Source organism: Sphingomonas benefaciens (assembly GCF_052907485.1).
Genome location: NZ_JBREIC010000005.1, coordinates 296,412 through 314,750 on the forward strand (window position 1 = coordinate 296,412; position 18,339 = coordinate 314,750).

17 protein-coding genes and 1 pseudogene are annotated in these 18,339 nt (G+C 69.4%); 7 read left to right on the forward strand and 11 right to left on the reverse strand.

The genetic code is table 11. The annotated features are described in order from the left end of the window. Window positions 1-3 precede the first annotated feature (3 nt). Both msrB and ACU5AX_RS16640 read left to right on the forward strand, forming a co-directional pair. Window positions 4-397, forward strand: a pseudogene (gene msrB / locus ACU5AX_RS16635) (peptide-methionine (R)-S-oxide reductase MsrB). A gap of 53 nt (window positions 398-450) precedes the next feature. Beyond that, entirely contained in the window at window positions 451-2,610 is a 2,160-nt protein-coding gene (locus ACU5AX_RS16640) for a transglycosylase domain-containing protein (RefSeq protein ID WP_446691867.1), read from the forward strand. On the opposite strand, the gene ACU5AX_RS16645 is transcribed toward ACU5AX_RS16640, so the two are convergent. From ACU5AX_RS16645 to ACU5AX_RS16655, 3 genes are read right to left on the reverse strand one after another with little or no spacing between them, the layout of a single operon-like run. Next, a complete protein-coding gene (locus ACU5AX_RS16645) occupies window positions 2,580-3,302 on the reverse strand; it encodes a M48 family metallopeptidase (protein ID WP_446691868.1) in 723 nt (240 codons plus the stop codon). The two genes, ACU5AX_RS16640 and ACU5AX_RS16645, sit on opposite strands and share 31 nt — an antisense overlap. Further along, entirely contained in the window at window positions 3,299-3,727 is a 429-nt protein-coding gene (locus tag ACU5AX_RS16650; RefSeq protein WP_446691869.1) for a YcgN family cysteine cluster protein, read from the reverse strand. The genes ACU5AX_RS16645 and ACU5AX_RS16650 overlap by 4 nt, the downstream gene beginning before the upstream one ends. Continuing rightward, window positions 3,724-4,311: an SCO family protein gene (locus ACU5AX_RS16655; protein WP_446691870.1), complete on the reverse strand. Its 588-nt coding sequence runs from the start codon at window positions 4,309-4,311 to the stop codon at window positions 3,724-3,726. Before ACU5AX_RS16655 ends, ACU5AX_RS16650 begins: the two co-directional genes overlap by 4 nt. A 66-nt stretch (window positions 4,312-4,377) precedes the next feature. Between ACU5AX_RS16655 and ACU5AX_RS16660 the strand changes: the two genes are divergently transcribed. After that, complete coding sequence (locus ACU5AX_RS16660; protein ID WP_446691871.1) at window positions 4,378-4,971, forward strand: ankyrin repeat domain-containing protein; 594 nt, start codon at window positions 4,378-4,380, stop codon at window positions 4,969-4,971. A gap of 153 nt (window positions 4,972-5,124) precedes the next feature. Here ACU5AX_RS16660 and ACU5AX_RS16665 read toward each other — a convergent pair whose 3' ends face one another. Together ACU5AX_RS16665 and ACU5AX_RS16670 are read right to left on the reverse strand one after the other, a co-directional pair. Continuing rightward, window positions 5,125-5,790 carry an HAD family hydrolase gene (locus ACU5AX_RS16665; RefSeq protein WP_446691872.1) on the reverse strand — a complete coding sequence of 222 codons (666 nt, stop codon included), beginning with the start codon at window positions 5,788-5,790 and terminating at the stop codon, window positions 5,125-5,127. Then, window positions 5,787-6,464: a YggS family pyridoxal phosphate-dependent enzyme gene (locus ACU5AX_RS16670; protein ID WP_446691873.1), complete on the reverse strand. Its 678-nt coding sequence runs from the start codon at window positions 6,462-6,464 to the stop codon at window positions 5,787-5,789. The genes ACU5AX_RS16665 and ACU5AX_RS16670 overlap by 4 nt, the downstream gene beginning before the upstream one ends. 21 nt (window positions 6,465-6,485) lie before the next feature. Between ACU5AX_RS16670 and ACU5AX_RS16675 the strand changes: the two genes are divergently transcribed. Beyond that, window positions 6,486-7,070: a thiamine phosphate synthase gene (locus ACU5AX_RS16675; RefSeq protein ID WP_446691874.1), complete on the forward strand. Its 585-nt coding sequence runs from the start codon at window positions 6,486-6,488 to the stop codon at window positions 7,068-7,070. Here ACU5AX_RS16675 and ACU5AX_RS16680 read toward each other — a convergent pair. Next, window positions 7,004-7,402, reverse strand: a complete 399-nt coding sequence (locus tag ACU5AX_RS16680) for a VOC family protein (RefSeq protein WP_446691875.1) — start codon at window positions 7,400-7,402, stop codon at window positions 7,004-7,006. The genes ACU5AX_RS16675 and ACU5AX_RS16680 overlap by 67 nt on opposite strands. A 200-nt stretch (window positions 7,403-7,602) precedes the next feature. Then, window positions 7,603-8,061 (reverse strand): winged helix-turn-helix transcriptional regulator, encoded by a 459-nt coding sequence (locus tag ACU5AX_RS16685; protein ID WP_446691876.1) that lies wholly within the window; start codon window positions 8,059-8,061, stop codon window positions 7,603-7,605. A 100-nt stretch (window positions 8,062-8,161) separates the two neighbouring features. Here ACU5AX_RS16685 and ACU5AX_RS16690 point away from each other — a divergent pair, with 100 nt between their 5' ends. Beyond that, window positions 8,162-10,264, forward strand: coding sequence for a RelA/SpoT family protein (locus ACU5AX_RS16690; RefSeq protein ID WP_198354044.1), 2,103 nt, complete (start codon window positions 8,162-8,164; stop codon window positions 10,262-10,264). Window positions 10,265-10,321: 57 nt separating this feature from the next. Here the strand turns inward: ACU5AX_RS16690 and ACU5AX_RS16695 are convergent, their stop codons facing one another. Further along, window positions 10,322-11,290 (reverse strand): phosphatase PAP2 family protein, encoded by a 969-nt coding sequence (locus ACU5AX_RS16695; protein WP_446691877.1) that lies wholly within the window; start codon window positions 11,288-11,290, stop codon window positions 10,322-10,324. A gap of 294 nt (window positions 11,291-11,584) precedes the next feature. Here ACU5AX_RS16695 and ACU5AX_RS16700 point away from each other — a divergent pair, with 294 nt between their 5' ends. Continuing rightward, window positions 11,585-12,586, forward strand: coding sequence for a glycosyltransferase family 2 protein (locus tag ACU5AX_RS16700; RefSeq protein ID WP_446691878.1), 1,002 nt, complete (start codon window positions 11,585-11,587; stop codon window positions 12,584-12,586). On the opposite strand, the gene ACU5AX_RS16705 is transcribed toward ACU5AX_RS16700, so the two are convergent. Next, window positions 12,583-13,311 carry a class I SAM-dependent methyltransferase gene (locus ACU5AX_RS16705; protein ID WP_446691879.1) on the reverse strand — a complete coding sequence of 243 codons (729 nt, stop codon included), beginning with the start codon at window positions 13,309-13,311 and terminating at the stop codon, window positions 12,583-12,585. The genes ACU5AX_RS16700 and ACU5AX_RS16705 overlap by 4 nt on opposite strands. 3 nt (window positions 13,312-13,314) lie before the next feature. Next, window positions 13,315-13,746, reverse strand: coding sequence for a GtrA family protein (locus tag ACU5AX_RS16710; RefSeq protein ID WP_198354039.1), 432 nt, complete (start codon window positions 13,744-13,746; stop codon window positions 13,315-13,317). 60 nt (window positions 13,747-13,806) lie between these two features. Between ACU5AX_RS16710 and ACU5AX_RS16715 the strand changes: the two genes are divergently transcribed. Further along, complete coding sequence (locus tag ACU5AX_RS16715) at window positions 13,807-15,624, forward strand: AcrB/AcrD/AcrF family protein (RefSeq protein WP_446691880.1); 1,818 nt, start codon at window positions 13,807-13,809, stop codon at window positions 15,622-15,624. Window positions 15,625-15,675: 51 nt separating this feature from the next. Here the strand turns inward: ACU5AX_RS16715 and pepN are convergent, their stop codons facing one another. Next, the gene (gene pepN / locus ACU5AX_RS16720) at window positions 15,676-18,273 is read right to left on the reverse strand and encodes an aminopeptidase N (protein WP_446691881.1); all 2,598 of its coding nucleotides are present in this window, start codon (window positions 18,271-18,273) and stop codon (window positions 15,676-15,678) included. Window positions 18,274-18,339: the final 66 nt, after the last annotated feature.

Below are 18,339 nucleotides of genomic sequence, written 5' to 3' on the forward strand. Positions count from 1 at the left end.
GCGATGGATCAGCTCAATCTTTCCGAGTCCGAATGGCGCAAGCGCCTGTCGCCGGCACAATATCACGTGCTGCGCGAGGCGGGGACGGAACGTGCCTTCGCAGGCACGCTGACCGACAACAAGGCGGACGGCCTGTACCATTGCGCGGCCTGTCACCTCGACGTGTTCGACAGCGCCGACAAATACGATTCGGGTTCGGGCTGGCCGAGCTTTACCCAGCCGATCGCGCGCGACCGGATCACCGACCATAGCGACACGAGCCACGGCATGACCCGGACCGAGACGCGCTGCGCCCTGCGACAGCCACCTCGGCCATGTCTTTCCCGACGGCCCGCCGCCAACCGGCCTGCGCTATTGCATCAACTCGATCGCGCTGGAATTCCGCGCGCGGCGGTAAAGCAGGCGAGCGCTTGCCGGGGGCAGCGTTAGCGCGTATCGCGCCAAGCGCTCATGGCCCGTGCGCGTACCTCCCGCCCCGCCCCCCGATCGCCCTGGCGCCGCCGGCTGATCGTTTCCATCCAGATCCTGGTCGGCCTTGCCGTGCTCGCGATCGGCGCGCTGGTCGTCGCCGTCTATGTCGCGCGCTCGCAGCTGCCGAGTTTCGACCAGCTGAAATCCTCGCCCAACGGCCAGATGATCCGCGTCCATGCCGCCGATGGCACGGTGATCGTGTCGCTTGGGCCGAGCTATGGCGAATGGCTGCCCTACGATCGCATCCCGACGGTGATGCGCGACGCGACCGTCGCGGTCGAGGACCGGCGCTTCTACCAGCATCCCGGCGTCGACCCGATCGGCGTCGCGCGATCGGTGATGGTCCGCTACGAGCGCGGCCGCTGGATCCAGGGCGGATCGACCATCACCCAGCAGCTGGCGCGCAACGTCTTCCTGAACAACCAGAAGAAATTCGGCCGGAAATTCCGCGAATGGATCCTGGCGCTGGCGCTGGAGCGGAAGTTCTCCAAGGACCAGATCCTCGAACTGTACCTCAACAAGGTCTATTACGGCGGCGGCGCCTATGGCATCGACGCGGCGAGCCGCAAGTTCTTCGGCCATGGTGCCGACAGCCTGAGCCTGTCGGAGGCGGCGGTGATCGCCGGCCTGGTCAAGGCGCCGTCCAACTATTCGCCGACCGCCGACGCGCAGGCCGCGGTCGGCCGCGCCGGCGTGGTTCTCGATGCAATGGTGCGCAGCGGCGCGATCAGCCGCACCCAGGCGGACAATGCCGATCCGCAGGGGCTGAAGCTGGCGCCGGAGCCGCAGCAGAATTCGGTCCGCTATTTCACCGACTGGGCGCTGCCGCAGCTCGACACGCTGATCGACGAGACGCAGGCGCCGCTGGAAGTGTGGACGACGCTCGACCTCGGCATGCAACGCGCCGCCGATGCCGCGATCCGCAGCAACGCCCCCAACGGCGCGCAGGGCGCGCTGGTCAGCCTGGATCGCGACGGCGCGGTCAAGGCGATGGTCGGTGGCAAGGACTATGTCTCGTCGATCTACAACCGCGCGACCCAGGCGCAGCGCCAGCCGGGTTCGGCATTCAAGCTGTTCGTCTACCTCGCCGCGCTGGAGGCCGGGCACAAGCCCGAGGACACGATCGTCGACGAGCCGGTGACGATCGACGGCTGGAGCCCGCGCAACGATTCCCGCCACTTCTCCGGCCAGGTGACGCTGCGCACCGCGTTTGCCTATTCGCTCAACACGGTGGCGGCCAAGCTGGGCCAGGAGGTCGGCTTCACCACCGTCGCCGACATGGCGCGGCGGTTCGGCATCACCACGCCGGTCAACACGCATCCGTCGATGGTGCTCGGTACCTCCGACGTGCGGCTGATCGACATGACCCGTGCCTTCGCCAGCGTCGCCGCCAAGGGCGTCGCGGTCGCGCCCTATGGCATCACCCGCGTCACCGCCAACGGCCAGACGATCTACACGCACGAGGTCGATCGCAGCCACGTGCTGGTCGCGCCCTATGTCGCGGCGGAGATGACCGACCTGCTGCAGACCGCGGTCAACACCGGCACCGGCCGCCAGGCGCAGATAGGCCGGCCGGTGGCAGGCAAGACGGGCACCACCACCTCGACGAAGGACGGCTGGTTCCTCGGCTTCTCGTCGGGACTGACCACCGGCGTGTGGATGGGCCGCGACGACGCCAAGCCGATCCCCGGCCTGCACGGCGGCACCGCGCCGGCGCGCGCCTTCGCCGATTTCATGAAGGTGGCGGTGGCGAACCGGCCGATCGAGCAGTTCGACACGCAGGTGACCCTGCCCGAATGGCAGCTGGAGCCGGACGAGGAGAGCTATTTCGGCCAGCCCGACAATGGCGCGGCGATGGTCGACGAGAACGGCAATCCGCTGCCCGCCCAGCCGCAGGCGCAGGTCGGCGACGAGCAGGACGGCGACGGCAGCGAGCCGCCGCAGACGCCGCCGGCGCGCACCCAGCCGCAGCAGCAGCTCGACGACCTGATCGACCGGGTCACCGGGCGCGACGCGCCGCGCGAGGATCGGCGCGGCGACGGCCGCGATCCGGCGGCGCCGGGGCGGCAGCCGCTCGCCACCGGTCGCCAGCCGCTGCCGCCGCAGCGTCAGCTGCCTGACGAGCGTCCGTACCAGTGAAGCGCGGCGCCGTGCGCGCGTAGCCAGGCGCGCGCCGCATCGGGATGCTGCCCGTCGGGATCGCCGGCATAGAGTCGGGCGACTACCGCGTGGAAGGCGGGCGAATGGTCCATGTGGACGCGGTGGGCGACCTCGTGCGCAGCGGTCGCGCGGCGGACCCAGCCGGGGGCGAGGATCAGCCGCCAGCTGTAGCGGATCGCGCCGTCCTGCGCGCAGCTGCCCCAGCGGCCGCGCGGATCGCCGATTGCGACCTTGCTGACCGTCACGCCGGCCCGGGCCGCGTAGACCGCGGTATCGGCGGACAGGACGGCGAGCGCCTGCGCGCGCAGCCACGCCTCGACCCGGCGCGGCACCGTCTCCGCCGGGCCTGACAGCGACAGAGTCGCCCCGTCACGCTCGACGCGGCGGCGGCTGCCCGGCGTCCAGGCGATGGTCAGCGGCGTGTCGGCGACAGGTAGCATTGTGCCCGGTGCGAAGGGCACCGCCTGCGGCAGCGCCGCGCGCTGCCCCCTGATCCAGTCCGCCTTGCCCTGCGCCCAGGCGAGCGCCGGCTTCAGCGCCGCGCGGCGCGGCAGCACCAGCCGCACCGCGCCGCTCGCCGGGTCGATGACCAGCCGGATGCGCCGCGCGGTCGGATGGCGGACGATGTCGATGGCGAGGTCATCCGCCGCGCCCGCCGCTGCCCCACTCACAAGTCGCGGTCGACGACGTGATTCTCGATGTCGCCGACGTCGTCCTCGCTGACCGTCCAGCCTCGTACCGACTGGCGGGCGGCATGCACCGTCTCGCGGTCGCCGGAGATCAGATAATGCCAGTCGGGCAGCGGCCGCCCTTCCGCGCGCAGCCGGTAGGCGCAGGTGGCGGGCAGCCAGTCGATGTCGCGCACGTTGCCGGCGGTCAGCCGCACGCATTCGGGCACATAGGCGCGGCGATGCTTGTAGTCGGAGCAGAAGCCGCTGCGCCGGTCGAGCAGCCGGCAGGCGACGTTGGTCGGATAGACCTCGCCCGTCTCGTCGTCCTCGAGCTTGTGCAGACAGCATTTGCCGCAGCCGTCGCACAAAGCTTCCCATTGTCCGCGGTCGAGCCGCTCGATCGGCAGCTCCCAAAATTTGCTCATGATGCCCAGCGTCTGATCTCGTCGGCGGTCGCCTGCGCGCCCTGTTCGGTCGGCAGCAGCGCGAGCGGCTTGCCCTGTGGGTCCATCAGATAGGTCTGGCGGCTGTGGTTGACCAGATAGCCGCCGCCCGGCTGCTCGGCGCCCTTGCCGGCATAGATGGCGAAGGCCTTGGCGACGGCGGTGGTCGCCGCCGGGCTGCCGGTCAGGCCGACCATACGCGGGTAGAAGGCGCCGACGAAGCGCTTGAGCACCGGCGGCGTGTCGCGGGCGGGGTCGACGGTGATGAAGATCGGCACGATCCGCCTGGCCAGATCGGGATCGCTCTTGTCGAGCAGCGTCATCGCCTGGCCGACGGTGGCCATGTCGGTGGGGCAGACGTCGGGACAGAAGGTGTAGCCGAAATAGACGATGCGGTATTTGCCGGCGAAGTCGCGATCGGTGACGGTGCGGCCGTCCTGATCGGTCAGCGTGAACGGGCCGCCGATCTTCGCGCCGGCGAGCGGCGCCTCGGCCGGGGTCGCGCTTCCCTGGCAGGCGGCGAGGAGCAGCGAGGCTGCAATCGGCAGGACACGCAGAATGTTCATGACCGTGCCAGCCATGATCTGTTACCGGCGGACGGGCAAGTCCGCTTCCACGCCCGAGGACCCATGATGACCGCCCGTCCGCTTCTCGCCGTCGCCCTGCTGCTCACCGCCGCGCCGCTCGCCGCGCAGCAACAGTCGGACAGCTACAAATTCCTGTCCGCGATCGAGAAGGAAGAGGGCAAGACGGTCACCGACATGATCGAACAGCCGGGCAGCACGATCATCAACACCCGCTCGACCACCAGCGGCAAGGGCGCGCTGCATATCCTGGTCAGCCATCCCGGCGCGCTGTTCTTCCAATATCTGCTGCAGCACAAGGCGGACCCGAATATCCGCGACAGCCGCGGCAACACGCCGCTGATCCTGGCGGCGATGGCGCAGCGCGAGGATCTGGTCACGCTGCTGCTGACCTACAAGGCGAACATCAACCTCGCCAATGCGCAGGGGCAGACGCCGTTGATCCTGGCGGTCAACAACCGCGACCTGTCGATGGCGCGGCTGTTGATCGCCAAGGGCGCCGATCCCGATCAGACCGACAATCTGGCCGGGCTGTCGGCGCGCGATTACGCGCTGCGCGACGCGCGCAATCCGGCGCTGGTCGCGCTGTTCAAGGACCTGCCGAAGAAGACGCGGGCGGCGGTGGCGGGGCCTAAGCTATAGAAGACGCTGTCGTTTTCCGCGAGTCTTGACAGAATTGACGCCTGGACGGGGAAACGGTCCTACCCCCGCGGGCATCGATGACGCGACAATGAGAAAGAGCGGGCGGTCTCTCGGCAAGGCTAGCGGCGGCGGAACGTGTAGGACAGCCGGAATTCAGAGGCCGACGCAATCCGCCACCTCGGTGAAATCGCGCGCGATCGCGTCGACCCCGATCGCGCGCAGGCGGTCGGCATGGCCAGGCCCGCAATGCGTGCCGGCGACAAGGCCGATGACGAAGCCGCCGCTCGCCACCGCGCCAGTCGCGCCGACCGGCGAATCCTCCAGGATCGCGCAGCGTTCGATCGGCACGCCGATCGCGCGGGCGCCGTACCAATAGAGGTCGGGCGCGGGCTTGCCGCGGGCGACGTGTTCGCGGCCACTGTAGACATGGTCGCCGAAGACGTCGGCGAGGCCGATATGATCGAGATGCCGCCGGATCCAGCGCGTGTAGCTGGACGACACCACCGCTTTCGGCAGGTCGCGCGGCAGCGCGCGGACGAAGGCGACCGCCCCCGCGACCGCATCGACGCCCTCCGCCATCGCGCGGGCGTCTTCCGCCGCGCGCGCCGCCTCGAAGTCGGCCGGCAGCGGGCCGCCGATCCAGCGGCGGATCGCGTCGCGGAAATCGTCACCGGCCAGCCCCATGAAATGCGCCATCGAATCCTCCGGCGTGGTCGGATGGCCGGCGGCGGTGAGCAGTTCGGCGAGGTGCCGGTTGCCGGCATATTCGCTTTCGATCAGCACGCCGTCGAAGTCGAAGAGGAGGCCGTCGAACCTCATGCCGCCGGCACCATGCGGGGGCGTTCGCCGAACAGCGCGCTGCCGATGCGGACATGGGTGGCGCCCAATGTCACCGCGGTGGCGAAATCGGCGGACATGCCCATGCTGAGCCCGGCGAGGCGGTGGTCGCGCGCCAGCTTGGCGAGCAGGGCGAAATAGGGCGCCGCCTCGACGTCGGCGGGCGGTACGCACATCAGTCCGACCACCGGCAGGTCGGCGGCCCGCGCGCGGGAGAGCAAATCGGGCAGTTCGGGCAGCGCGCAGCCGCCCTTCTGCGGCTCGTCGCCGATATTGACCTGGACGAAACAGTCGGGCCGGCGTCCCTGCCTGTCCATCGCGCGGGCGAGCGCGTCGACCAGCGACGGCCGGTCGACGGCGTGGATCGCGTCGAACAGCGCGACCGCTTCATCCGCCTTGTTGGACTGGAGCTGGCCGATGCCGTGCAGCACGACATCGGGATGGCGTTCGCGCACCGGCGGCCATTTGGCGGCGGCCTCCTGCACGCGATTCTCGCCGAAGACGCGCTGGCCGGCGGCGAGCAGGGGTTCGATCGCGGCGGCGTCGTGCGTCTTGGAGACGGCGATCAGCGTGACGTCGCGCGGGTCGCGGCGCGCGATCGCGGCGGCGGCGGCGATCTCCGCCAGGATCGTGGCGCGTGCATTGGTGTCGGTCATGCGCGCCGCTATAGCGTCGGCGTGCGCGATCTGAACCGTAATCTCGATCCCCGACGCGCCGCCTGGCTGATGACCGATGCGCGGGTGGGCGACGTGATCGCGGCGATCCGTGCGCTGCCGCCGGGCGCCGGCATCGTCTTCCGCCAGCGCGAGCTGGCGCGCGGGGCGCGCCATGCGCTATTCCTGCGCGTCCGGCGGCTGGCCAAGGCGCGCCGGCTGCGGCTGAGCGCGGCCGGCGGCTTGCCGGGGGCGGCCGCGCATGGTGGCCGGCGCGCCGCCACCCATCCCGCGCATGACCGGCGTCAGGCGATCGCCGCGGTGCGCGCCGGCGCGACGTTGCTGTTTGTGTCGCCGCTGTTCGCGACGCGATCGCATCCCGGCGCCGCCGCGCTGGGACCAGGCCGCGCCGTGCCGATCACGCGTGGCTTGCCGGTGGCGCGGATCGCGCTCGGCGGCATGGACGGGCAGCGCTGGCTGCGGCTGCGCCGCTATGGCTTCGACGGTTGGGCGGCGATCGACGCCCTCGCCGTCGCGCCCGCTCACGCCGGGCGGGCGGCGCCCTCCGGCGCGCGAGCCGGCTCGATCAGGTCCCAGCGGTTGCCGTAGAGATCCTCGAACACCGCGACGATGCCATAGGGTTCGTGCCGGGGCGGTTCGACGAACCGGACGCCCCGGTCGGTGAAGGCGCGGTGATCGCGGGCGAAATCGTCCGTTTCGAGGAATAGGAAGACGCGCCCCCCGCTCTGGTCGCCGACCGCCGCCCGTTGCCGGTCCCCGACGGCCCGCGCGAGCAGCAGCGCGTGGGCGGCAGCCGGCGGGGCGACGACGACCCACCGTTTCCCCGCGGCCAGCGCAGTGTCCTCGCGAAGCACGAAGCCGAGGCTGTCGACGAAGAACGATATGGCCTCGTCATAGTCACGGACGAGGAGGGCGGTCATCGCAAGGCGCTGGGACATCCCGTGACGCTGCCCGATGTCGCCCGACGAGCCAAGGTCCGTGACGGGCGGCGTCGGGGCAATCCAACGCCGGACCTTCGCAGCTCCGGCTCCGCTTACGCCGGGTCCACGCGTCAGGCTCACGGGGCCGCTTCGAAGGATGGGCGACCGTACCTCTCCGCCACCCGCGCGGGAAAGCGCCTTCAGCCCCCGTCCACCACCTCTTCCGGCCGCGCCCAGATCATCTCGCCGCGGCCGAGCGCGCGGCCGTCGTGGGCGTGCACCGTCACCGGCGCCACCGGCCGGCGGTCGCGCGCGTCGACCAGCACCGGGAAGGCCGGCTGGCACGTCTCCCAGCGTTCGCCCCATTGGCGCAGCGCGACCATCGTCGGCAGCAGGGCATAGCCCTTTTCGGTCAGCGAATAGCGGATCTTGCGACGGTCCGCCGGCATCGCCGCGCGCTGCAGGATGCCATGGTCGACCAGCCGTGCCAGCCGATTGGCGAGGATGTTGCGCGCGATGCCCAGTTCCGACTGGAATTCCTCGAAATGGTGCAGGCCGTTGAACGCGGCGCGCAGGATCAGGAACGCCCAGCGCTCGCCCATCGCCTCCAGCGCCGCGGGCAGGCTGCATTCCTTCAGCGTCTCGCGCAGGTGGTCCATGGCCCTGCCGTACCGCAAACGCGCGCGAGCGGCAAAAACGATCACGCTGATCGGCAACAAACCATTGCCAAGCCGTGGCGGCCCGCCCCATGTACATGCTGTGCTGCGGCAATATGAACTGGTCGACCGGGTGCTCGATTACGACCCCGATGCCAACGAGGCGCTGCTCAACCGCGCCTACGTCTTCTCGATGCACGCCCATGGCAGCCAGAAGCGCGCCAGCGGCGATCCCTATTTCAGCCATCCGATCGAGGTGGCGGGCATCCTGACCGACCTTCGGCTCGACGACGAGACGATCGCCACCGCGATCCTGCACGACACGGTCGAGGACACGGTCGCCACTTCGGAAGAGATCGAGCGCGTCTTCGGTCCTAATGTCGCGCGGCTGGTCGACGGCGTCACCAAGCTCAGCAAGATCGAGGCGCAGACCGAGAATGAGCGCGCCGCAGAGAACCTGCGCAAGTTCCTGCTGGCGATGTCGGACGACATCCGCGTGTTGCTGGTCAAGCTCGCCGACCGGCTGCACAACATGCGCACGCTCCACCACATCCCCAAGCCGGAGAAGCGGCGGCGCATCGCCCGCGAGACGATGGACATCTACGCGCCGCTCGCCGAGCGGGTCGGCATGTACGAGTTCATGAAGGAGATGCAGACGCTCGCCTTCGAACAGCTCGAGCCGGAGGCGTATCAATCGATCACCAAGCGGCTGGAGCAGCTGAAGGCCGGCGGTGGCGACCGGATCGCCAAGATCGGTTCGGGCCTCAAGCTGCTGCTCGCCCGCGCCGGCGTCGAGGCGGAGGTGACGGGGCGCGAGAAACACCCCTATTCGATCTGGCGCAAGATGAGCGAGCGCCACATCAGCTTCGAGCAACTGAGCGACATCATGGCGTTCCGCGCGATCGTGCCGACGGTCGAGGACTGCTATCGCGCGCTGGGGATCATCCACCGCCGCTGGCCGATGGTGCCGGGGCGGTTCAAGGACTATATCTCGACGCCCAAGCGCAACGGCTATCGCTCGCTGCACACCAGCGTGATCCATGCCGACAATGCCCGCATCGAGATCCAGATCCGCACGCCGGACATGCATGCGGAAGCCGAATTCGGCCTCGCCGCGCACTGGGCGTACAAGGAAAAGAAGGTCCGCGCCGACAGCCAGCACAGCTGGATCGCCGATCTGGTCGAGATCCTCGACACCGCCGGCAGCCCCGAAGAGCTGCTCGAACATACCCGCATGGCGATGTACCAGGATCGCATCTTCGCCTTCACGCCGAAGGGCGAGCTGATCCAGTTGCCCAAGGGCGCGACGCCGATCGATTTCGCCTATGCGGTGCACACCGATCTCGGCGACCAGGCAGTCGGCGCCAAGATCAACGGCCGCGTCGTGCCGCTGTCGACCGTCATCGAGAACGGCGACCAGGTGCAGGTGCTGCGCTCCAAGGGGCAGGTGCCGCAGCCCGGCTGGCTCAACTTCGCGATCACCGGCAAGGCGCTGGCGGCGATCCGCCGGCATCTGCGCCATACCGAGCGGGCCGAGCAGATCGCATTGGGCCGCACCTTGTACGAGGATATCGTCCGTCGCCTGCCCGCCGCGCTGTCGCCCGACGCGCTCGACCATGCGGTGGCGCGGCTCAAGCTGCCCGACGAGCCGGCGCTGATGATGGCGATCGCGCGCCGCCACCTGTCCGACGTGCAGGTGATGGAGGCGCTGATGCCGGGTTCCGCCGGCACCGATGCGGCGCGGCTGGCGCCGCAGTCGACCGCCATCTCGATCAAGGGGCTGACGCCGGGTGTCGCCTTCGACCTGGCGGAATGCTGTCACCCGGTGCCGGGCGACCGCATCGTCGGCCTGCGTCGCCCCGACGCGGGGATCGAGGTGCATGCGATCGACTGCCCGGTGCTCGCCGAACTGGCCGAGCGCGGCGCGGACGAGACCGACTGGGTCGACGTCGACTGGGGCGACCAGTCCGATGGCGCGGTCGCGCGGATCAGCGTGCAGGTGAGGAACGAGCCCGGCGCGCTCGGCATCGTCTCGACGATCATCGGCGCGCACAAGGCGAACATCATCGCGCTGCGATTGGATACGCGCGACACGATGTTCCACACCAACGTCATCGACGTCGAGGTCCATGACGTCCACCAGCTGATGCGCCTGATCGCGGCGCTGCGCGCCGCGGACGCCGTCAATGCGGTGGAGCGGGTGTAGCGGCCGTGGCCGGTCGCGTCGCACCAGGCTGGGTCAGCTGACGCCGCTTCAGGAATTTTAGCCGCGGGCGGCGACTGCCACCCGCTCGACCACCCACAGCATCGCCGCCGCCACCGCCGCGCCGATCAGCATGTCCGCCAGATAATGCGTTCCCTCGACGGGGGTCGACAGCAGCATCGCCGCGTTGAGCGCGAGCAGCGGCCAGCGCAGGCTGCGGATCGGCCAGGCGGCGCGGATGTAGATCACCGCCGCCGCGGTGTGGAAGCTGGGCGCGGAGACGAGGCCGCGCAGATGGGCGAGGTCGATCACCCGCACGCTGTGATCGCGCAGCGCCGGGATCAGCCCCTGCTGCCATTGCTCGCTTTCGGGCATGTACGGGATCGACCCGTGCCAGAGGTAGGAGAAGGGTCCCACCGCCGGCATCAGCGCGTAGAGCGCCAGCGTCGCCACCGCGGTCAGCCAGAAGGCGGCGAGGAAGCGATGCGCCGCACCGCGATCGCCCGACCAGGCGGCGTGGCCGAGCAGGATCGCCGGCGTCAGATAGATGCTGCGATAGGCGGCAAGGCCCAGCACCTGCAGCGGCGGATGCGCCGCGACCGTGCCATACCAGGCGAGCCAGTCGAAGCCCAAGGCCTCGTCGATCCGTTGCAGCGCCGCATCGTGGAACCCTTGCGTCAGCGCCGCGATCGGATAGCTGGCGACGGCGCCGATCAGGGCGATCGCCGTGAACAGCGCATAATATTCCGCGCCGGCGGCGAGCGCATCGCCATGGCGCCAGCCCGTCCGCCCAGCGCCGAGCCGCAGCGCGAGCGCGCACCCGCCGCAGAGCCAATAGGGAAGGTTGCCGCCGCTCATCGGGTCGATCGTCAGCTCGCTGGCCCGAATCAGCAGCGCCACGACCAGGCCGCTGACCACCACCGCCAGCCAGAGCAGCAGGCCCGGAACGCCGGCTGCGGCCGCGGTATCTGGTCCCGATACTGCGACGGGCGGAAGCGGGCGATCGGCGGCTGGGTATTGAGTCGGCACGGGCGCGTCTTCATCTTACAAATTCGTGACAGTCCCGCCTCTGCCACGAAAGCTTTCACCAGGATGAACGAGACGCGAGGCCGGCGCGTCGGTGCGACGCACCGCCCCGCCCTGCAGACGCCGGCGCCGCTGTAGCAGGCATTGGGTCCCGGTCGGCCTCCCGCGGATGGCCAGACTTCGATCATGGCGTTCCCGGATGCGAGACGACATACGTTCGCATCCACCGGGACGTGACCGGTCAGGCGTGACAGGCGGATGACGCCGCCGGTGCAAGCCGCTACAAGGCGCGCCATCATGCACCGCCCCGCCCTGTCCGTCGTCATCCCCTGCTACAACGAAGCCGCCTGCCTGGAGCTGCTCCACGCGCGCGTCTCGGCGGCGGCGCGCGACGCCGTGGGCGAGGATTACGAGATCGTGCTGATCAACGACGGTAGCCGCGACGACAGCTGGCCGGTGATGCAGCGCCTGTCGGCGGCCGATCCGCACCTCGTCGCGATCAACCTGTCGCGCAACCACGGCCACCAGCTGGCGCTGACCGCGGGACTCGACCTGTGCAGCGGTGCGCAGATCCTGATCATCGACGCCGATCTGCAAGACCCGCCGGAGCTGCTCGCCGACATGCGGCGGACGATGGCCGATCAGCAGGCCGACGTCGTCTATGCGGTGCGCCGCAAGCGCGAGGGCGAGACGATCTTCAAGAAGGCGACCGCCGCCGCCTTCTACCGCGTGCTCGACCGCGTCACCGACACGCCGATCCCGCTCGATACCGGCGATTTCCGGCTGATGAGCCGGCGCGCGCTCGACGCGCTGCTGTCGCTGCCCGAACAGGCGCGCTTCATCCGCGGCATGGTCGCCTGGGTCGGCTTCCGCCAGGTGCCCTTCCCCTACGATCGCGCCGAGCGCCATGCCGGCGAGACCAACTATCCGCTCGGCAAGATGGTGCGGCTCGCCTTCGACGCGGTCACCGGCTTCTCGACCGCGCCGCTACGCTTCGCCAGCCACGCCTCGGTGATCCTCGCCGGCGCGTCGCTCTTGCTGCTGATCTACATCCTGTGGGGCTTTTTCGAGGGCTCGCCGGTACAGGGCTGGACGTCGACGATGCTGGTCGTCACCGTCCTGTCGGCGGTGCAGATGTTCGTGCTCGGCATGATCGGCGAATATCTCGGCCGGCTGTACATCGAGAGCAAGAAGCGCCCGCTCTATCTGGTCGCCGACATCGCCGGACCGGTGAAGGGCCATTCGACCCTGGGCTTCAACGCCGCCGAACCCTCGCCGGAATTCGACGCCGGCGCCTAGGCCGGCTCGGCCAGCGTGACGATCGACACGCCGGGGGTCAGCGGCACCCGGCCGACCGCATGGCGTTCGAGGCGGAAGATCGTCTCGAACAGCGTGTTGAGCGGCTTGGCCGGCGGTGAATCGTCGCTGTCGTCGCGCCCGGTCAGCCGCCCGGCGATGCGCGCCGCGGCGGCGAGCGGGAAGAGCAGCGAGTTGAAATAGGTCAGCTTGCGCGGCGTCAGGCCCGCGGCGCCGATCGCCTTGGCCAGCCCGGCCTTGGAATAGCGGCGGTGGTGGTGGTTCACCACGTCATGCGCGCTCCACATCCATTGGTGGGCGGGCACCGCGATCAGGATCTTGCCGCCGGGCTTGAGCAGCGACTTCATCGCGGCAAGCGCGGCGACGTCATCCTCGATATGCTCGACGACGTCGAGCACCGCGACCAGATCGTAAGACGCCCGCGCGACGCCCGGCAGCGCGGGCAGCGGCGCATCGCCGACCGGCTTGCCCAGCCGCTCGCTGGCGATGGCGCGCGCGGCGGGATCGATCTCGATCGCGTCGACCGCGCCGAATTGCGCGAGCATCGGTAGATTGTGCCCGGTGCCGCAACCGATCTCGAGGATGCGCGCGCCCTCCGGCAGCGCGGCGTAGCGGGTCAGATAATCGCTGAGGATGTCGCGGCGGGCGCGGTACCACCAATGGGTGGAATCATGCGCGGCCATGCGGTCGTAGACGATGCGATCCATGATTTAAGCGAACACCAGCCAGCGATTGAGGATGAAGGTGAAGATGGTGGCCAGCGCCACTGCGGGAATGAGGATCACCCAGCCGGGCAGGCCGAATTTGGCCGTGCCGATCCAGGTGACCAGCGCGTTCAGCGCCATGCCCGATCCTTGGACGGCGATGAACTGCATCTGCTGCTGCCAGCCGCGGCGGGCGTCGTTCAGCCCCTTGAAGCTCCAGCGGCTGTGCAGGACATAGCCGCAGGCCACCGCCACCAGAAAGGCCGGCGGCACGGCATAGACGGCATGCTGCCGCGCCAGCACGAACAGGGTGAGCGGCAGATAGACCGCCGAATAGATCAGCGTCGACACGCCCCCGGCGATGCCGAAGCGCAGCAATTGCCCGCGCATGTCGTCGGCCTGGAGGATGTGGAGCAGGGCGGGAGCTTCCCTCGTCATCGTCTCCGCCCTAAAGGACGGGGACCGGGAACGGCAATTGTTATTCGAAGGGCGTCTCGCTTGACCACTCCTCCGCGCGGCCGGCTTCAAGCCGAGCTGGACCGCTACTGGACCGCGCTCACCCTGGTGGCGTGGCTCGCGGTGTCCGCCTGGTATGTCGGCCACGACTGGAACATGGTGCGCTGGCTGTCGCTGGGCGACACCGACGACAACATGCGGCTGATGCAGGTGCGCGCCTGGCTGAACGGCCAGGGCTGGTACGACCTGCGCAACTATCGGCTCAACCCGCCGCAGGGCTTCGACATCCATTGGAGCCGCATCGTCGACCTGCCGATCGCCGGGCTGATCCTGTTCTTCCGCCTGTTCACCAGCAACGCCTGGGCGGAGCGGCTGGCCTGCGGCATCGCGCCGCTGCTGCCGCTGTCGATCGCGATGCTCGGCGTCGCGGCGACGGTGCGGCGGCTGGTCCATCCGCTCGCCTGGCCGCTGGCGATCATCTTCCTGCTCGGCACGTCGGCGACGATGCTGATGTTCCTGCCCGAGCGGATCGACCATCACGGCTGGCAGCTCGCGATGCTGAGCCTGACCGTCGCCGGCCTGTGCGATCCGCGTCCGCTGCGCGGCGGCATCATGGTCGGGCTGGCGAGCGCGGTCAGCCTGGCGATCGGCCTGGAGATGCTGCCCTATTGCGCGATGGCCGGCGCCATCCTGGCGCTGCGCTGGGTGTGGGACGCGGCCGAGGCGGACCGGCTCACCGCCTATGCGCTGAGCCTCGGCGGCGGCAGCGCGATCGGCTATGCCGCCTTCGCCTCCTATGCCAATGCCGCGATGCGCTGCGACGCGCTGACGCCGGTCTGGCTGTCGGTGATGGTCGCGGCGGGCGCGCTCCTGTTCGTGATGGCGCGGGTGTCGCCGGCGAGCCGGGCGGCGCGGCTGACGATGGCGGTGGTCGCGGGCGGCGTGATCGTCGCAGGCTTCGTGCATTTCTTCCCGCAATGCCTGGGCCGGCCGGAGGGCGTGTCGCCCGAGCTGCAGAAGAACTGGCTGGACAATGTCCGCGAGGCCAAGCCGATCTACAAGCACCCGTTCCGCCTGGGCTTTCCGATCGCGGCCCTGCCGGTGGTCGGCGTCGTCGGCGTCATCCTCGGCACCTGGCGCGCGCGGCGCAGCCCGGCGCTGATCGGCTGGGCGGCGGTGGCGCTGTTCGTCACCTTCGCGACGCTGATGCTGCTGTGGCAGGTGCGCGCCGGGCCTGCGGCGCAGCTGCTCGCGGTGCCCGGCGCGACCGCGCTCGGCTTCGTCGTGCTGCCCTGGCTGCTCGGCCATCGCAACCCGCTGGTGCGGATCGGCGGCACGGCGGCGGGCTTCTTGATCGTCTCCGGCCTGTTCGCCGGGCTGATCATCAAATATCTGCCGGTCGACGTGCCCAATGCCTATACCAAGCGGGTCAACCGCTCGACCGGCAATTGCATCCGCTACACCGTGCTGCGGCCGCTCAACCTTTATCCGGCGCAGACCGTGTTCACCTTCGTCGACCTGGGTCCGCGGCTGATCACGCTGACGCATCACGATGCGATCGCCGGCCCCTATCATCGCAACGGCGATGCGATCCTCGACGTGCAGCATGCGTTCGGCGGATCGGAGCAGCAGGCGCATGCGATCATCCGCCGACACGGCGCGACGCTGCTGCTGCTCTGCCCGAACATGGCGGAATCGACCAACTATCGGGCACGCAATCCGGGCGGCTTCTACGACCGGATGGCGCATGGCTGGGTACCGGACTGGCTGACGCCGCTGCCGCTGCCCAAGGATTCGCCGCTGCGGCTGTTCGCGGTGGACGGGGCGAAGCAGCCGTTCCAGCAACGCGCCGCGCGCTAGGCGGAACGGTCCGCAAGCCCTCCCGACCAAGGGAGAGTTTGCGGACGGCGATCAGCCCAGGCTCTTCGAGGCCTGTTCGAACAGATCCTTCGACAGGCCCGGCGTGGCGACGATCCGTTCCAGTTCCTGGCGCATCTTTTCCGACCGGCCCGCGTCGAAGCGGCGCCAGCGGCCGAGCGGCGGCAGCAGCTTTGCCGCGGTCTGCGGGTTGAGCTTGTCGAGCGCGATCAGTTGGTCGGCGAGGAAGCGATAGCCCGATCCGTCGGCGGCGTTGAACGCGCGCTGGTTGACCCCGAACGCGCCGACCAGCGCGCGGGCGCGATTGGGGTTGGCGAGCGTGAAGTCGGGATGCCGTGCCAGCTGCGCAACCAGCGCGGCCGTGTCGTCACGCGACGATAGCGCCTGGGTCTGGAACCATTTGTCGATGACCAGCGCATTGCCGGCATAGCGATTGTAGAAGATGTCGAGCGCCGCCTCGCGCTCGTCGGAATGGCCGTTCGCCAGCGTGGTCAGCGCGCCCTGGCGGTCGGTCATATTGTCCGCCGCCTCGAACTGGCGGAAGGCGAGGCCGGCGGCGTCGGCCGCGCCGCTGGCGGCGATATAGCCGAGCGCGACGTTGCGCAGCCGGCGGCCGCCCTTGGCGCCGGGCGAATAGACATAGGGGCCCTGCGGCGCCTCGGCATAGGCGCGCCGCCACTGATCGGCGAGACGACGGCCGAGATCGCGACGCAGCGCCTCGCGCGCGCGGAAGATCGCGTCGGGATCGACCACCGCCAATTGATCGCCGATGAAGCTTTCCGACGGCAGCAGCACCGCCTCCGCGACGAAGGCGGGATCGAGATCGCCATTGTCCAGCGTGTTGGCGACCGCGGTGATCACGGCCTCGTGATCCGCGCGCGCGCCATCGATGGCGCCGGCGACGAGCGTGTCGAGCATCAATTGCTGCATCGCCTCGTAGCGGGCGAAGGGATCGTCGTCATGCGCCGACAGGAAGGCGAGTTCGGCGGCGCTGCGGTCGCTTTCGACGATCACCGGCGCGGAGAAGCCGCGGTTGATCGACAGCACCGGCCGTTCGCCGATGCCGTCGAAGACGATGGTGTCGGCGGCATCGGTCAGCATCACCAGCCGCTCGTCGCCGAGCGGCCGGCCGCTTTCGCCGCCGAACAGTTTGACCTTGAGCGGTAGCACCATCGGTGCCTTGCTCGGCTGGCCGGGCGTCGCCGGCACGTGCTGGGCGAGGCGCAGCGTCGCGCGCCCCTCGCCCGCCGTATGCGCCAGGCTGGCGGAGACGCGCGGCGTCCCGGCCTGGCTGTACCAGAGGCGGAACTGGGTCAGGTCGACGCCGCCCGCCTGCTCCATGCAGGCGACGAAATCCTCGCAGGTCGCGGCGGTGCCGTCGAACTGGCGGAAATAGAGGTCGGTCGCGGCACGGAACTTCGCCGGGCCGAGGATCGTCGCCATCATCCGGATCAGCTCGGCGCCCTTGTTGTAGATGGTCGCGGTGTAGAAGTTGCTGATCTCGAGGTAGCTTTCCGGCCGGACCGGGTGGGCGAGCGGGCCGGCATCCTCCGGAAACTGCGCCGCGCGCAGGCCGCGCACGTCCTCGATCCGCTTGACCGCGGCGGAGCCCTGGTCCGCCGAGAAGCCCTGGTCGCGATAGACGGTGAAGCCTTCCTTCAGCGACAGCTGGAACCAGTCGCGGCAGGTGATCCGGTTGCCCGACCAATTGTGGAAATATTCATGCGCCACGACCGCCGCGATCGCGTCGTAATCATAGTCGGTCGCGGTGTCGGGATCGGCGAGGATGTAGCGGCTGTTGAAGATGTTCAGCCCCTTGTTCTCCATCGCGCCGAAGTTGAAATCGTCGACCGCGACGATGTTGAACACGTCGAGGTCGTATTCGCGGCCGTAGACACGCTCGTCCCACGCCATCGAAAGTTTCAGCGCGTGGAGCGCATGGTCGGTCTTGGCGATGTCCGCCTCGCGCACCCAGATGCCGAGCTGCACCTCGCGACCCGACATGGTCGTGAAGCTGCCGCGGTTGACCGCCAGGTCGCCGGCGACGAGCGCGAATAGATAGGAGGGCTTGGGGAAGGGATCGTTCCATTCCGCCCAGTGGCGGCCATCCCCCGCCTCGCCCTGCGCGACCGGATCGCCATTGGCGAGCAGCACCGGGAAGCGCGTGGCGTCGGCGGTCATCCGCACGGTGTAGCGGCTGAGCACGTCGGGCCGGTCGGGGAAATAGGTGATGCGGCGGAATCCCTCCGCCTCGCATTGTGTGCAGAGGTTGCCGCCACTCGCGTAAAGACCCATCAGCTGGGTGTTGCGCTCCGGCGCGATGGTGACGACCGTCTCGACGACGTGACGCTCGCCGGCGAGCGGGATGACCAGCTGTTCGCCTTCGATCCGCCAGTCGTTGACCTGGCGTCCATCGACGATGACCGACTCGGGTTGCTGCCCGGCGCCGTCGAGGCGCAGCGGCTGGTCGTGCGCACCGTTGCGGGTCACCGACAGGCAGGCGGTGACGCGGGTGGCGGCGGGATCGAGATCGAAGTCGAGGTGCGTGTCCGGCACCAGCCAGGCGGGCGGGCGATAATCGCCGCGCTGGATGACGGCGGGCTGGGCGGGGGCGTTCTGGACGTCGAGCATCCGCTACCTATACCCGGCGCGCCCAGGAGTTCCATGTTCCTTGCTCCTGCATCGAAGGAAGGGTGG